Source organism: Alteromonas sp. ISO5 (assembly GCF_058105165.1).
This window is the reverse complement of the sequence record NZ_CM176572.1, coordinates 2,349,835-2,363,474: the sequence shown is the minus strand read 5'-3', so window position 1 is coordinate 2,363,474 and position 13,640 is coordinate 2,349,835. Positions and strand designations below refer to the sequence as shown.

The following is a 13,640-nucleotide window of genomic DNA, read 5'->3' as shown; positions in this document are numbered from 1 at the left end:
TGTTTACAACTTAAATTGGACCATCTCAACAGCCTGCTCAGAAGTCAAATCCAACGTGCAGGCTGATACGACGGTCGGTTACAAACACGGCCCGGTCAACAAAAACTCCGTCAAGGATTTCCATCTCGGTACGCTGATCTTCGTCGGTCAGGTTCTGTACGTTCAGCTTAACGTTGATGGCGTCAGTCACCCGGTAAGAGACACTGGCATCCAGACGCCCGATGGCCGCTGCATAAACCGGCAGACCGATTTGAATATCATCACCGCTGAACGGGTCGGTATACACCCGCGTAGTACTTGAGTCATTGGTGGTGGTCAGGTAGCGGTCTCGCCAGTTATAGGCCAGACGTGCGCTCAGGTCGCCTTTATCGTAAAGCAGGGTGGCTGAGTAAGACCACTCAGACAAACCAATCACAGGCACATTCAGTTCATCACCATTAATATCCAGGGCGAAGGCATCCGGAGAGTCGTTACCAATGTAAGTGACATTAGCATCCACCCCAAAACCACTTAACCAACCCGGCAAGTCATCGAAGTAGGTCCTGCCACCCAATTCGAAACCGCTGATAATGGTGTCTTCATTTGCGTTAAAGTTGGTTCGACTCTGTACCGGCCCTTCCAGGAAGGAACTGCCACTGCCGTCGGTAAACGCTGACTGTGGATAGTTGTCTTCATTAAAGTACTCCGCCCCCGGACTAGAGAAGTTATTGAACGTGATATAATTCTCAATGGTTTTATGGAACAACGATAAATGCACCGAAGAGCCTTTACGCGGATACCACTCCACGGATACGTCATGATTAACGGCAATTTCCGGCTCCAGGAACGGGTTACCCGAAGTATTGGTGTAGCCCGAGAAAATAGCCGGAATCGATACATCGTCATCCGGATACAACGCATCCAGTTCCTGGTTAATCACGTTCTCAGTAGTTTGTACTGAGGCAATACCCTGAGCACGAATGTCCGGATAACGCGGCGGCGTTAATGTTTTGGTAAATGCGTAGCGAACAATCCAGTTTTCAACCGGTTCAAACTTAATGTTAAAGGACGGCAGGAAGTAGTCTTTGGTCAACTCACCCACACGTTCGGTTTCAAACCCTACACTCTCGCGGGTAAACGGCGGTTGAACTCCTTCATTGGCTTCCTGCCAGGCAAGGATATTAGACAGCCCGCCCATCGCTTCTACCGAGGCCTGGGCATCAGCAACGCTGGCGTAATAACGGGCACCACCATTGAAAGCAAAGTTACCCACACTTTCTATGTCATAATTCACCCAACGCACACCAAAGTTGCCGGTAAAGTTAGACCAGAACGAATCGCCGTAATTCTCGAACCCTACCATGGCATATAACGACTGAGTTTTATGCTTGGTATCGTAAAACGACGGACGCTGATCAAAGTTACGATTTGGCGGGTTGCCATAGAGGTAGTTACTAGCTTCAGGATCGCTACACTGGTAATACAGATCCGGTCCACAGGCCGTATAGGTATTATAGACACGCACAAACTGGTCGGCAGAGTTGATTTGGTCGGTACCTAACCACACTGCGCCTGGCGCCTGCACTTCACCTTTAAAGAAGTCTGAGAACTCTTCTAAATAAAAGTCGCCTTCCGGTGCCGTATCAACAAACGCCCGCGGTACGCCGTTCCAGTTGCGGCCTGTTGCCGACCACCAGGTACCCACGAAGCTGTCTGATTCTTCCCGGTCCGCAACACGTCCGCCCACAGCCACTTTACGGAAGAAGTCATGTTCCAGATAAAAATTTGCATCGAGCTGGAAGGCATGTGCTTCGCCCTCATTTTCCATATCCAGCCAGTTAATCCGTGACATGCCGGTATCTGCTGGATCGGTGGACAGTGGGTTGCCAAAGGTTACCGCCGGTCGATTGCCGGTTAAATCCATATTGGTTTCAATAATGTTTTCAAGCACCGCACCACCCAGGCTGTATTTGCCTGAACGTGATTCAGCTTTAACGTACTGATAGCTACCGCTTAAATCCCAGTAATCAGACTCGTATTCAAAACCAAAGCTGTGGTCCGCCGTTTTACTGAAGCCGGGTGTAAAGCTGGAGTTCATTGCCACTGGCAGCCCCGACGTAAGATTAGTGCTCGAAATTGCGCCACTAACAAATACGTCATCGTCAAACTGGGCACCATCGAGCACGCCTACAGGTGCGCCCGGCTCAATAGTCAAAATCTGACTATCGCGGTTACTCTCACGTTCTGAAATAAAAGTAGTGTGGAAGAATTCCAGGTTTTCTCTTGGTTTCCACTGCAGCGCCGCGTAATAACCGGTCCGTTCACGCTCAAACTGATCCTGGGTAAAGCGAACACCAGCCGGGGCATATACGCGCTGACCGTTGTAGTTAGTCGCGTGGTAAGGGGGAATAATAATATTACTGTCGTGCGAGGCGATTTTTGAGTAACCCATATTGAGTAACACACCAAACTCACCGTAATCGGTTTCCCAGCGATCCGAGATCAAGCCTGAATAAGCCGGGGTCAACTTTTCAGAAAAGTCACCGTAATCAGCGGTTACTGAGCCATTCGCTTTAAACCCTTCAAAGTCAAAGGGCATACGGGTTTGCAGGTTTACCGTGCCCGCTACGCCACCTTCAATCAGATCGGCCCGGCTGGCTTTATAAACGGTGACTGCTTTCAAGAGTTCTGGCCCTACATCGGCCCAATTTAACCCCGACCCACCGTTGGCGGAAAATACTTCCCGACCGTTTATCAGTGTTTTGGATTTATTCAGGCCTCGAACCTGAATGCCCGAACCTTCAAAGGCAAATCCGTCCGGAGACCCTTCACTACCCGCTCTTACCCGGTTCATGGTGACACCCGGTGAGCGTTCAAGAATTTCAAGTAATGAAGTACTGGGCACTTTACCCGCTTCATCGAGTACGATGGAATCCCCAATGGTATCGGCATTCTTCTTTAAATCGATGGCACTTTCCAGAGACTGGCGCTGACCCGTAACAGAGATAACCTCTACTGCACTGGTATCCTCGTTTTCCTGGTTTTCATCAACCGCTTCTTGTGCCATTACCGCGGTGGTACACGACATGATAGCAGCCGCAAGTAGCGACTTCTTAAAGCGCGGGAATGCCTCTCCGGTAAGTAAGTCATACTGCTCACCTGGTAAATCTAATTTTCTGCTCTTTGCTCTAGGCATGCTTTGCAGCCCTCCGGTTTCAATGATTCTCAGCCTTAATGAAGGCCACTGTGAGTTTAAGTTCAAGCTAACATCCCGTGTCGCTTGCGCACTCATATCACTCACACCGGATATATTATTAACATACAATATTAACAATGAATTTACGTTTATTAACAAACCAAATTCATTTGTTTAACATTATTATTTAATAAAATCATATAGATACAATTAGAGCACCCACCAGGGGCCCTCAGAAAGATAGGTTCTGATGTACTTTGCTGAAAGCTGGTTTTCCAACCAGGCTTGTATTGAATGTGTTGAGTTCAGGTCGGAAATTGCCGGCCCGTCTCTTCAGACTAGGACTTCGTTACCAATGCCATAAGGTTCCGTCTTCAAGGCGATTAACCGGCAACGCAGCCCGTTTATAGGGATAACGCGCTGCCAGTTGTTCATTAATGTCCACACCATGGCCGGGGGCTTCACCCGGAATGAAAAAGCCACGATCAAACTGGTAGTCAAAACTAAATACCGACTCCATTAATTCACTGTGCGGCATATGCTCCTGAATACCAAAGTTAGGTACCCAGTAATCAAAATGAAGCGCGGCCCCCATACATACAGGAGACAGATCGGTTGCACCATGAAATCCGGTACGTATATGGTAGAGGGCTGCTAAATCGGCAATCCGGCGCATTTGCGTAATGCCACCGGCATGAACAAGCGTGGAGCGTATATAATCAATCGACTGATTAAGAATAAGCTCCTTACAGTCATAAATTGAATTAAACACTTCACCAACGGCCAGTGGCGTTGTGGTGTGCTGGCGGATAAGCTCAAACCCTTGCTGGTTTTCGGCAGGGACTGCATCTTCCATCCAAAACAGGTGATAAGGTTCCAGCGCCTTACCCAGCCGTGCGGCTTCAATCGGTGTCAAGCGGTGATGAACATCATGTAACAGATGGATTTCTTCGCCATACTGACGGCGCACTTCACTGAACAAGTGTGGTACAAAGTTCAGGTACTTTTCGGTAGACCACACCGCCTCGGATGGCAGCGCAGCGTCTGCTGGCTCATATTTTTTACCCTCTTTCGCTACGCCGTATGTACTCGCCATACCGGGTATGCCTGACTGTACTCGTACTGCCTGATACCCCTGATCGATAGCTTCACCCACTGCTTCGAGGGTAGACACCAGATCACTGCCGTTAGCATGGGTATAAGTCATAATTCGGTCACGACTTCGCCCACCCAGTAACTGGTATAACGGCAAGCCAGCTACTTTGCCTTTGATATCCCAAAGTGCCATGTCTACCGCAGCCAGGGCTGTCATACCCACCGGGCCTCGCCGCCAGTAGGCGCCCCGGTAAATAAATTGCCAGATATCTTCAATCCGCGCAGGATCCTTACCGATTAGCGCCGGGATCAGGTAATCTTCAAGATAACTGGCCACCGTTTTCTCCCGGCCATTGAGCGTTGCATCGCCAATGCCATAGACCCCTTCATCGGTTACGATTTTAAGGGTAACGAAGTTGCGACCTGGTGAACAAACAATCACATACGCGTCAGTAATTTTCATAGTAAAATCTCATCTATAAACCGGATTAAGGCGTGGCATAAACATAGTCAGGTAAAAACAACACCAGTTGAGGTAGCAGTGCCAGTAGCAGCAACACCACCAGCACGGTCAGATAAAACGGCCAGACATGGCGAACAAACTCGGTGATGGAGCAATCCATAATGTTGCACACGGTGTACATGGCAATACCTACCGGCGGTGTAGTGCCGCCAAAAGTAACGACCAACACCAGCAAAATGCCAAAGTGAACCGGATCAATACCCACGCTTTGGATCACAGGCACCAGAATTGGAGTTAGTAACAGTACCGTAATGGTGCCTTCCATTAACGTACCAATCACCAGCAACAATGCCAGGCATATCATCAGCACCAGCAGCGGTGATTGGGTGACGGCAGATACGCTTTGCGCCAGTTCAACCGGCAATTGCTGAAAAGCAATCACGTACCCTACCGTTCCGGCTGCCAGTACAATCAACATAATCATGCCGATATCCCGCACACTTTCATTTAAAGCACGGTAAAGTTGCACGAACGTGAGCTCCCGATAGCCAAACAGTCCTACCAAAACCGCATACACTACGGCGAATGCACCGGCCTCAGATGGCGTAAAAATTCCCCAGCGAATGGTCACAATCAATAATACCGGAAATAGTAGTGCCCATTTGCAACGACCGGCGGCACGTATAACCTCCTTAAATGCCGGAGGATGATGAGTATCGGCATCACCGAGTGCTTGGCGACGGGCAATCCAACGCACACATAGCATCAGCGCTATGGTTAGTATTGCTCCGGGTAACAGCCCGGCAATGAACAATTTACCAATAGAGACGTTGCCCATATAGCCATACAAAATTAAGCCGATACTGGGTGGAATACAGGCGGTGATCAGGGCACTCACTGTTATAATGGCGGCACTAAAACCTCGCGGTAAGCCGGAGGCTTCCATGGGTTGACCAAGAATACGGGCCTGCATGGCCGCATCAGCAATAGCCGATCCCGATACACCGCCCATCAGTGCACTGAGCACAATAGTGACATGGGCCAGGCCGCCACTGATCCAACATACCAATAGGTTGGCAAAACTAATCAGTCGAGTGGTTATCCCCGATGCATTCATAATGTGCCCGGCCAGAATGAAAAACGGCACCGCTAACAAAGGAAAGCTCTGACTACTGGCAACCATTCGTTGTACGGCTACCAACACCGGGAGTGAGTCATTCATTACGAAAAACAGCAGACCGCTGGCCATCAGACTAAACGCCAGTGGTACCCCGGCTAGTAACAAGGCTAAAAAAACCAGCAGCATCATCATTGCGCCGCCCTCTTTGTTGCCGAGAACCACTTAAACCAGCTTTGTTCCAGCAAACTTAGCAGCATCAGTCCGGCACCAACCGGCAGTGCAAGGGCTACGTAACGGTAGGGAATCGGCGTACTGCCCAGGGTACGTTGAGGATTTAGATTAAACAGCGCAATGCCATACACCACGATAACGGCGAGTACGCCAATCATAATCAACGAGGACAAGCCCGACAGCCTTTGCTGCCAACGTGCAGGCAGGTATTGGGTAGCAATATCCACGGTGGCATGCTGCGCATGCCTTAAGGTCTGATTTGCGCCGAGCATGCATAGCCAGGCAAATAAAAGCTGAGCGATATCCACCGACCAGATAATCGGTAATCCCAGGGTACGCATGATCGCCGCGGCAAAAACCAACAGAACGATAGCCGACAACAAAGCAATGCATACAAAACGTTCAATGCTATCTAACCTGCTCACTGTTCCGCCCCCTCATTCAGCACGGTGCGAACCTTGTTGCGGAGCTGGCTGTAACCCAATTCCTTATAGACAGACTCGGTTGCCTGCCTGAATGGTTCAATAGCAGGCTGAGAAATATTCACCCCTGCAGCCTCTAGCGAAGCTTCAATTTCACTTTCTACCTGCAGCACCTGCCCGGTTGCATAGTCTCCGGCGGCAACGGCTGCGGTGATAATGACCGCCTGCTCCTTGCGAGATAAACGGTTAAACCAGTCATCACTGGTCACCAGACCGGAAATCAGTTGAATATGACCAGTCTTACTCACATGGCTTATCACCTCATAAAGCCTTGCTCCCCATACGGCTGCCAATTGAGCTTCGCCAGCGTCGATAACGCGCTGCTGCAGGGCGCTGTATACTTCAGACCAGCTCAGAGGTGTAGGTGTGGCCCCCATAGCTTCGATGGTGCTAATCCACACCGGAGCACTGATCGTGCGCAGCCTTAAACCATGTAAATCCTGTGGTCGTGCCACGCTCTGCTGGGTAAGCAGATGCCTGGCCCCCTGCCACCAGTTAAATGCCAGTACCCTCAAACCAGCATTCTGCTGCAGAGTGATATTCCAATCATTAAAAAGATCAGAACTAACCAGCCGTTGTAATTCGGCCAGATTACTCACCAGATAAGGCGCTCCCAGGATCCCCATTTCGTGAGCATAAACCGATAGACGTCCGCCATCCACCAACACTGCAATGCCGGCCCCAGCCATAGCTTGTTCAAGAATGTCATCGTCGTTACCAAGCTGCGAGCCAATAAACAGATTGACGTTAAGCGAGCCATTACTGCCCGTTTCGACCAACTGCTTAAAATGCATCAGGCCTTTATACATAGGATCGCTGCTACTGAGCGACGTCACCACATTTAATGATGTCACTTTGTCTGACGCGACAGCAGCAATGCCACCGGTGGCATAAAAAACCAGCAGAAAACCAATTATCCAGTTGTACAGATAGTGTCTAATCACAAAGGGTTGACTATTATTACCTCGTAAAAGCAGTACAGTAGCGGTGGATAGCCTCAGGCAATATTGTCATTTTTCACATTTACGCAACGTTTTTTACGATTCCCACGCCACTTAAGCTTATTTTATGACCACAACGAAGACATTATAACCAAAAGATTTTTTTCTGATTATTCAGTTAAGAAGCGTATTTTTAATGCCTGATTACTGTGGAATTTATGTTATTCATTACCGCTTTATCTTTTTATCGTTTCACAGCGTGTTAACATTGCCGATTGTTATCAGTCGCTGCATTATTTGAACTGAATTTTAATCACTGACCGGGAGCGTATTGTGACGTTTCAACCAAAATATTCACTGACTTTTTCTGCGTTGTTATCAGCCATGGCGCTAACAGCGTGTCAGCCACAACAACAAAACGTTGAAGCCCAGAGCACTGAGGCTCAAGTTGAGCCTCAAGCACAACCACAGGTAAAAAGTGGCCTTGCCGAGCCGCTGGTAAAACATATTTATACCGCTGATCCTTCAGCCCATGTATTTAACGGCCGCCTGTATATTTACCCTTCACATGATGTGGAGTCAGGTATCCCCCAGAACGATAACGGCGACCATTTCGACATGCGTGACTACCACATTTTGAGCATGGACGAAGTGGGTGGTGAAGTAACCGATCATGGCGTAGCGTTGTCGGTTAAAGATATTCCATGGGCAGGACGTCAGTTATGGGCACCAGATGCAGCTGAGAAAGACGGCAAATATTACCTGTATTTCCCGCTTAAAGATAAGAACGATGTGTTTCACATTGGTGCAGCAACCAGTGATACGCCGGAAGGACCTTTTACCGCCGAGCCAGAGCCTATTGCCGGCAGCTACAGTATGGATCCAACCGTCTTTAAAGATGACGATGGCGAGTACTACATGTACTTCGGCGGTATCTGGGGTGGCCAGTTGCAACGCTATGAAGGCGGCACTTACAACCCTGAAGATGTTTATCCCGCAGATGACGCCCCGGCAGTAAAACCGCGTATCGCCAAAATGGCGGATGACATGCTCTCTTACGCCGAAACGCCTAAAGAAATTGAATTGCTGGACAAAAACGGTGATCCCATATTGCAGGGTGATAATGACCGCCGCTTCTTTGAAGCTGCCTGGGTACACAAGTATCAGGGTACGTATTACTTCTCTTACTCTACCGGTGACACCCATAAGATTGTGTACGCAACCGGCGATAATCCTTATGGCCCCTTTACTTACCAGGGGGTGATCCTTCAGCCGGTAGAAGGCTGGACTAACCACCACTCGATAGCCAAGTTTAACGGTAAGTGGTATCTGTTTTACCACGACAGTTCACTGTCCGGCGGTCAGACTCATCTGCGTAGCGTAAAAATGACCGAACTCACCTATAACCCGGATGGCAGCATCGTTACCATCGATCCTTACCTGGAGCAGAAGTAATGCTTGAATCAACCGCAACAGCAGCATCGATGGATACCCCATCGGGTGAAAATATCGGTTTTGTCATTTTTATCAGTATTGTAGCTACCATTGGCGGATTTCTCTTTGGCTTCGACAGCGGCGTAATCAACGGCACGGTGGATGGCTTGCAGCAAGCCTTTAACTCAGAGAATGCCGGTACTGGTTTTAACGTATCCAGTATGCTGCTTGGCTGTGCGGTGGGGGCATTTTTTGCCGGCCGGTTTGCCGACAAATACGGCCGCCGCGCTTTGCTGATTGCGGCTTCAGTACTGTTTATTCTAAGTGCCTGGGGCTCCGGAATCGCTACTTCATCCTTTGAGTTTGTGATTTATCGGGTGTTGGGTGGCTTAGCGGTTGGCGCTGCGTCGGTGATGGCGCCTGCTTATATTTCAGAAGTATCGCCTGCGCGTTACCGCGGTATGCTAACCAGTATTCAGCAAATCGCCATTATCAGTGGTTTGTTCGTTGCGTTTTTAAGCAACTACATGCTGGCCGGCGAAGCCGGTGGCTCAACCAATTTACTATGGCTGAACTTCGAGGCCTGGCGCTGGATGTTCTGGATTGAACTTATCCCAGCTACGCTGTTTTTTGTCATGTTATGGTTCATTCCGGAGAGCCCTCGCTTTCTGGTTTCCAGTAACAAAACAGAACGAGCGCAACAGGTGCTTGGCCGTTTACTTGGCGAAGCGTCAGCCACTCGCAAGCTCGCCGAAATTCAGCAGTCACTGGCCGACGATCACCGCCCACAGTTAAAAGACCTTATTGATAAAACGCACAACAAAGTCCGCCCTATCGTATGGGTGGGTTTAGGCCTGGCAGCGTTTCAGCAACTGGTGGGTATCAACGTGGTATTTTACTATGGCGCGGTACTTTGGCAGGCAGTCGGATTTTCCGAATCAGATGCTTTGTTAATTAACGTACTGAGCGGTGCTATTAGTATTGCAGCCTGTATTATTACCTTACTGGTGATCGACAAGATTGGCCGAAAGCCACTGCTTAAGTGGGGCTCCATCGGTATGACAGTCACCCTTGGGATTATGGTTGTAGCGTTCTTAAACGCCTCTCAAGGTCCGGACGGCAAGCTGATCCTGGGGGACTGGGGTACAACAGCTCTGGTAGCGGCAAACCTTTACGTGTTCTTCTTTAACATGTCCTGGGGACCGGTAATGTGGGTTATGCTGGGCGAAATGTTCCCCAACCAAATCCGTGGCTCAGGCCTTGCGGTTAGTGGCCTGGTGCAGTGGACTGCTAACTTTGTCATTACCATCACCTTCCCGATACTGCTTGCCGGTATTGGTTTAGGTGGCGCATACGGCATTTATGCCATCTTCGCGTTCCTTTCGGTTATCTTTGTTGTGAAGTTTATCAACGAAACCAAAGGCAAAGAACTGGAACAAATGCAGGGATAGCAGTACCCACTCCCGCACTGTTTACAATTATAATAATCAGTGTTGCCAGCGCTTCTGCGCTGGCTTTTTTATGCCTGTTTATCTCTGTAAACAGAATAGCCAATATTAGAGAGCGTTATGGTTTTAAACTGATAATGATTAGCAGCGGACGTTAGCTGGATTACGGCCTAAGGACGGCTTTGTACGTAATATGGTCTTTCAACCTACTTGATCTGGATTAAAATGATTTAGGTTATGTGCTTATTGCATATGAACATTGTATGTAAGTCACTTGATGATTACCGCTTTACTTTCGATGCAATGAGTTACTTTGCTCATAACGAATACTCAGGGCATGCAACGAACGCCATCCATATTACTTTCGACGATCGAAGCATATCGAATTTCAGTACCAAAGACCCGATCATTTCCTTATCTTGACGACAACCCATTCCATGTTTTCTTCAAAATACCTATTAGAAAAAAGTAAAACCAGACTCAAATACAGCTGTCACTATGCTTAGCCAATAGCATTAATAGTTCTTATACTCAATCCCCCAACTGATCAAAGCGGCGATAACCCAAGGTTTATTCCCGAGTTCTTTAATATGTGCATACCAAGCAAATGTCATGAAAATATTACTGCAGAGCAGCAATGATGTTGATACGATTATTGAATTCATAAGGGTTATCTTCTTACATAATAATGAGTAAACAGCAGCGCTCTGCCGTATAACATCTTTTCTTGGTGCTTTATCAGTTACTGAAAGCCCCAAAAGACATATCACATACCTGTATGATGATAAAAGTGAAATTAATCAATGAAGATGCGTTCACTGGTCGGCTGCGTTCGATGCAGTATCCCGCTCAAGAGCAACATTCGCGTGACGCTGTCGGGAGAGCCTCACTCTAAAGCTCTCCCGTTAGCCGCTCTACAATATAAGCTTATTGGTTACCCTGTTCCACCGCCCTTTTCTGGTCTGAGAGCAATGTCTGCGCTAAAGTCAGCGCCTCATCTTTGGTTGCCACCATCAGCATCGGATAGCCCCAAAATTTTTCATAAACCAACGCGAAGGCTTTCGTAGCGACCCGTTTGGCGATATTCGGTTCGATATAGATAGCCGCTTTAACAAAGGCGGTTAATTCGCTTTTGTGCCGTTTCATCCAACGCGATGTTTGCTTCATATCTTCTGACGAATGTTCGTGATCGCCTTTATCCAGCCCCTCATCATTTAGTAACACGAAGACTGTATTACGTGCTAACAATGCCTCAAAGTCAGCAAATGGCGATGCATTAGCGTCGGCACTCGGTGTATTAAAGCGCATCCAGACAAGGGGAAACTGCGACGTATCAATCTGCATAGCAAAACTCCTTCAAAACATCTCAAAAAATACAACAGGACCGCAGCGAATAGACTAGGCTCTCTAATAAGACAACCTCTTTTCTCAATCCAGTCACGCTGGCCGACTTCGTCTCTATTAAGATACTGACAGAGTTGCTGGACGTCATTGCATGATTTAGCCATACTATTTTTCAATTCGGCCATTTTGATCGTGCATCATCTTCGCTTTGAGGTTCAAAACTGACTATGTCTCGCATTGCTATCACCGATCTGATCACCAGCCAAGATGTTGATAATGTTCCTCGCCCGACTGTGGCTCTGAGTGCGACCTCGGTAACTCAGGACTGGGAACATGCCCAACACCAGCATAATAAGGCACAGCTGCTTTACTCGGTTCGCGGCATCCTCAACTGCGAAGTCGAAGACGGGGTCTGGATTGTCCCACCGCAATGCGCGGTATGGATACCAGGAAACTTACCTCATTCGGCACGTGGTTCTGGCGAAACCGAGTGTTACTGCCTATTCGTCGATGCCGATGCCGCCCCAGATCTTCCTAAGACCTGCTGTACCCTTTCCGTATCGCCACTCATGCGTGAGTTACTGGTTAAAGTGGTCAGTTTTCCAGCGTTGTATGAGCTAGGCAGTCGAGAAGAACGACTAATCGCCACTTTATTGGATGAGTTGACCGTGGCTCCCGTTGAAAACTTGCACCTGCCCATGCCAAGGGACCCACGATTACGCCAACTGGCTGAAATGCTATTGGCGGATCCGACAGACAAAGCATTGAAAAAAGAGTGGGCGGCTCGTATTGGCATGAGTGAACGAAACATGAGTCGGCTTCTGCTACACGAAATCGGTATGAACTTCGGACGTTGGCGCCGGCAACTGCATGTGATCCTTGCACTTCAGCGCCTGACCAAAGGTGAAAGCGTGCAGACCGTGGCGTTAGGGTTGGGCTACGAAAATGCCAGCGGCTTCGTCACCATGTTCCGCAAGGCCGTCGGCCAGCCCCCCGCTCAATATCTCTCCGATCGTATGGCAGATAAAGAGCCGGCCTCGCCACGCGGCATTATTCTCCCCGAACACATTTAACACCGATTAAAATAGCGGGGCATCGCCGAGCTCGCCTCTTCCTATCCGACTCTCGCCTTCCATTCTTGAGGCACGTGTATTTGACCGTATTGCATAATAATGTGGCCAATTGTCGCAATAACTTCTGCCTGTACTCATTGTAAAATGTGGCTTATAAATACAAATGAGTGTTATTTATGCCTAAAGTCACCACAAATGAACAACCTCGTTGGTCAGTCAACAAAAGCCCCAGCCCACCGCTTGTAACGTCACAAGAGAAATGACGATGGCATTGCACTCTAATCCACGTTACGTCGCGACCATTTCCCAACAGGATGCCGAACTCTATGGTTATGAAGCACAGCTAGATTAGCATCTGGCTGACGCGTGACGGTTAAATGTGTTCTCAGATTACACCCGGGCCAAACTGGATGAGCGCGGCAATGTGCCAAGGATATTACGATGCGCGTTGACTCATCATTGCACGATGAAATGGATAACTGGCACTCAGAAGTGGAAGTCGTACATAACAGCCGTCAGGATAAAGTTGCCGCTAGCGAAACCAAAACCAAAACCAAAGGCTATACAATCTTATCTGCATCAGCCATTTATTATCTTGAGCTGGATAGGGTTGATATGACCTTTTACGTTAAGGGGGACAATCTCACCGACGAAGAGGCTAGGGTCCACTCTTCGTACCTGAAAGACGAAGCTCCGTTACCAGGCAGGAATCTTAGCCTGGGCGTTCGTATGCGTTTTTAGGTAAACTAGCGAAAGCAGGTATCACATATACCCGCTTTCTCAATTCCAAGGCATTACAGGGACGCGTGTCGATTTGCCACTCTGCATCCCTGC

Annotated in this window: 10 protein-coding genes and 1 pseudogene; 4 read left to right on the top strand and 7 right to left on the bottom strand. The window is 48.6% G+C overall.

Annotation, left to right across the window (positions count from 1 at the left end):
- Nucleotides 1–37: 37 nt before the first annotated feature.
- From AC2T0J_RS10720 to AC2T0J_RS10700, 5 genes are all read right to left on the bottom strand, one after another.
- Entirely contained in the window at nt 38–3,175 is a 3,138-nt protein-coding gene (locus AC2T0J_RS10720) for a TonB-dependent receptor (protein ID WP_489810121.1), read from the bottom strand.
- Nucleotides 3,176–3,524: 349 nt separating this feature from the next.
- Nucleotides 3,525–4,733, bottom strand: a complete 1,209-nt coding sequence (manD, locus tag AC2T0J_RS10715; RefSeq protein ID WP_489810120.1) for a D-mannonate dehydratase ManD — start codon at nt 4,731–4,733, stop codon at nt 3,525–3,527.
- A 25-nt stretch (nt 4,734–4,758) separates the two neighbouring features.
- Nucleotides 4,759–6,045, bottom strand: coding sequence for a TRAP transporter large permease (locus AC2T0J_RS10710; RefSeq protein ID WP_489810119.1), 1,287 nt, complete (start codon nt 6,043–6,045; stop codon nt 4,759–4,761).
- Nucleotides 6,042–6,509 (bottom strand): TRAP transporter small permease, encoded by a 468-nt coding sequence (locus AC2T0J_RS10705; protein WP_489810118.1) that lies wholly within the window; start codon nt 6,507–6,509, stop codon nt 6,042–6,044. Before AC2T0J_RS10705 ends, AC2T0J_RS10710 begins: the two co-directional genes overlap by 4 nt.
- Nucleotides 6,506–7,510, bottom strand: a complete 1,005-nt coding sequence (locus tag AC2T0J_RS10700; protein ID WP_489810117.1) for a C4-dicarboxylate TRAP transporter substrate-binding protein — start codon at nt 7,508–7,510, stop codon at nt 6,506–6,508. Before AC2T0J_RS10700 ends, AC2T0J_RS10705 begins: the two co-directional genes overlap by 4 nt.
- A gap of 381 nt (nt 7,511–7,891) precedes the next feature.
- On the opposite strand from AC2T0J_RS10700, the gene AC2T0J_RS10695 reads away from it, so the two are divergent.
- Together AC2T0J_RS10695 and AC2T0J_RS10690 are read left to right on the top strand one after the other, a co-directional pair.
- The gene (locus AC2T0J_RS10695; protein ID WP_489810316.1) at nt 7,892–8,962 is read left to right on the top strand and encodes a glycoside hydrolase family 43 protein; all 1,071 of its coding nucleotides are present in this window, start codon (nt 7,892–7,894) and stop codon (nt 8,960–8,962) included.
- 29 nt (nt 8,963–8,991) lie between these two features.
- Entirely contained in the window at nt 8,992–10,392 is a 1,401-nt protein-coding gene (locus AC2T0J_RS10690) for a sugar porter family MFS transporter (RefSeq protein WP_489810315.1), read from the top strand.
- A 515-nt stretch (nt 10,393–10,907) separates the two neighbouring features.
- On the opposite strand, the pseudogene AC2T0J_RS10685 reads toward AC2T0J_RS10690, so the two are convergent.
- Both AC2T0J_RS10685 and AC2T0J_RS10680 read right to left on the bottom strand, forming a co-directional pair.
- Nucleotides 10,908–11,054, bottom strand: a pseudogene (locus AC2T0J_RS10685) (DMT family protein); the annotation flags it as partial.
- 262 nt (nt 11,055–11,316) lie between these two features.
- Nucleotides 11,317–11,733 carry a hypothetical protein gene (locus tag AC2T0J_RS10680; RefSeq protein ID WP_489810116.1) on the bottom strand — a complete coding sequence of 139 codons (417 nt, stop codon included), beginning with the start codon at nt 11,731–11,733 and terminating at the stop codon, nt 11,317–11,319.
- A 227-nt stretch (nt 11,734–11,960) separates the two neighbouring features.
- Here AC2T0J_RS10680 and AC2T0J_RS10675 point away from each other — a divergent pair, with 227 nt between their 5' ends.
- Nucleotides 11,961–12,806 (top strand): AraC family transcriptional regulator, encoded by an 846-nt coding sequence (locus tag AC2T0J_RS10675; protein ID WP_489810115.1) that lies wholly within the window; start codon nt 11,961–11,963, stop codon nt 12,804–12,806.
- Nucleotides 12,807–13,247: 441 nt separating this feature from the next.
- Nucleotides 13,248–13,547: a hypothetical protein gene (locus tag AC2T0J_RS10670; RefSeq protein ID WP_489810114.1), complete on the top strand. Its 300-nt coding sequence runs from the start codon at nt 13,248–13,250 to the stop codon at nt 13,545–13,547.
- The last annotated feature ends 93 nt before the right edge of the window (nt 13,548–13,640 follow it).

Bases quoted from the DNA above. Each gene is read 5' to 3' on its own strand.
- AC2T0J_RS10720 (WP_489810121.1), bottom strand. From the start codon at position 3,175: ATGCCTAGAGCAAAGAGCAGAAAATTAGATTTACCAGGTGAGCAGTAT.
- manD (WP_489810120.1), bottom strand. From the start codon at position 4,733: ATGAAAATTACTGACGCGTATGTGATTGTTTGTTCACCAGGTCGCAAC.
- AC2T0J_RS10710 (WP_489810119.1), bottom strand. From the start codon at position 6,045: ATGATGATGCTGCTGGTTTTTTTAGCCTTGTTACTAGCCGGGGTACCA.
- AC2T0J_RS10695 (WP_489810316.1), top strand. From the start codon at position 7,892: ATGGCGCTAACAGCGTGTCAGCCACAACAACAAAACGTTGAAGCCCAG.
- AC2T0J_RS10690 (WP_489810315.1), top strand. From the start codon at position 8,992: ATGGATACCCCATCGGGTGAAAATATCGGTTTTGTCATTTTTATCAGT.
- AC2T0J_RS10680 (WP_489810116.1), bottom strand. From the start codon at position 11,733: ATGCAGATTGATACGTCGCAGTTTCCCCTTGTCTGGATGCGCTTTAAT.
- AC2T0J_RS10675 (WP_489810115.1), top strand. From the start codon at position 11,961: ATGTCTCGCATTGCTATCACCGATCTGATCACCAGCCAAGATGTTGAT.
- AC2T0J_RS10670 (WP_489810114.1), top strand. From the start codon at position 13,248: ATGCGCGTTGACTCATCATTGCACGATGAAATGGATAACTGGCACTCA.